The sequence below is a fragment of the Streptomyces viridosporus genome, assembly GCF_002078235.1.
In the GTDB taxonomy this organism is placed as follows: Bacteria; Actinomycetota; Actinomycetes; order Streptomycetales; family Streptomycetaceae; genus Streptomyces; species Streptomyces viridosporus.
In genome coordinates this window covers 1-1,030 of record NZ_MSGP01000716.1, presented here as the reverse complement: position 1 = coordinate 1,030, position 1,030 = coordinate 1, and the positions used below count along the sequence as shown (strand labels likewise).

At 75.3% G+C, this 1,030-nt stretch carries 2 protein-coding genes; one reads left to right on the top strand and one right to left on the bottom strand.

Translation table 11 applies throughout. The features are described 5' to 3' along the window. On the top strand, positions 1-346 hold a 346-nt coding region (locus B7L92_RS36385), incomplete at its 5' end, for an ATP-binding protein (protein ID WP_081241441.1). Positions 347-614: 268 nt separating this feature from the next. Here the strand turns inward: B7L92_RS36385 and B7L92_RS36380 are convergent. Continuing rightward, on the bottom strand, positions 615-1,030 hold a 416-nt coding region (locus B7L92_RS36380; RefSeq protein ID WP_107501719.1), incomplete at its 5' end, for a PPOX class F420-dependent oxidoreductase.

The following is a 1,030-nucleotide window of genomic DNA, read 5'->3' as shown; positions in this document are numbered from 1 at the left end:
CGAGATGGAGCTGCTGCTCGACCGGCTCAAGGTCTCGGTGCGCGACCACGACCCGCGTCTGCCGGTCGTGGAGGACGCCGGCCTGCTCGCCACCTGCGGGCGGGGGCTGGCCATGGTGGCCGCGATGAGCGAGAGCTGGGGCGCGTTGCCGGAGGGCGACTCCGGCAAGGTCGTGTGGTTCACCCTGCCGACGCCCTCCGCGACCGTCCCGACGGTCTGGGACCGGTATCCGCGGCTCGCGGTCGGCGAGCGTCCCGACCACCGGTTCACGGAGGTGGCGCTCGTCGAGCCCGCCGAGGACCACCGGACCGAACCCGCTCCCGCCCGGTCCGTCGTCGCCGGCTGACCGGGCGGTCGCACCGTTCCCGGCCCGTCGGGCCCGCCGCCTCCGGAGTGCGCCAGGGTCTGTGGGGCCGTTCGACTCCTCGGGTGCGGCGCCGTGTTGCCCGTGTACGGCGCCGTGCGTGTACGGCGCCGTCCTCGCGCGTCGCTTCGAGGGTCGCTCCGGAGGGGACCCGCCGTCGTCGTGCGGCCGGCGGCGGTGCGCGTACCTCCCGGGGAGTACGCGGGCGGACCGGCGGCCGCTTCCGGAGCCCCTGCCGGGCCGGCGGTGGTCAGGTGGCCGCCTGCTCGCTGTCCTTCAGGGCGCCCCAGCCGTGCCAGCGGTCGACCTCGATCCAGGCGCTGACCCGGGCCCGCTTCCGTTCCGGGTAGGCGTCGCCGGTGTAGTGCCGGGAGAGGCGGTCGATGTCGGTCAGACCGTCGTCGTCGTGCAGGTCGACGACGCGGCCGATCAGGGTGACGTGGGTGTACCAGTCGTCCCCGGCCAGGACGGTGAGGGTGACGCGCGGGTCGCGGCGCAGGTGCTTCAGACGTACCCGGCCCTCGTCGAGGCTGATCAGCACGCGGCCGTCCTCCCACAGGTACCAGGTGGGGGTGGAGACGGGCGCGCCGTCGGAGCGGACCGTGGCCATGACGCAGGGGTTGGGGCGGCGCAGCAGGGCGTCGGCCTCGGGGGGCAGTGGGGGCT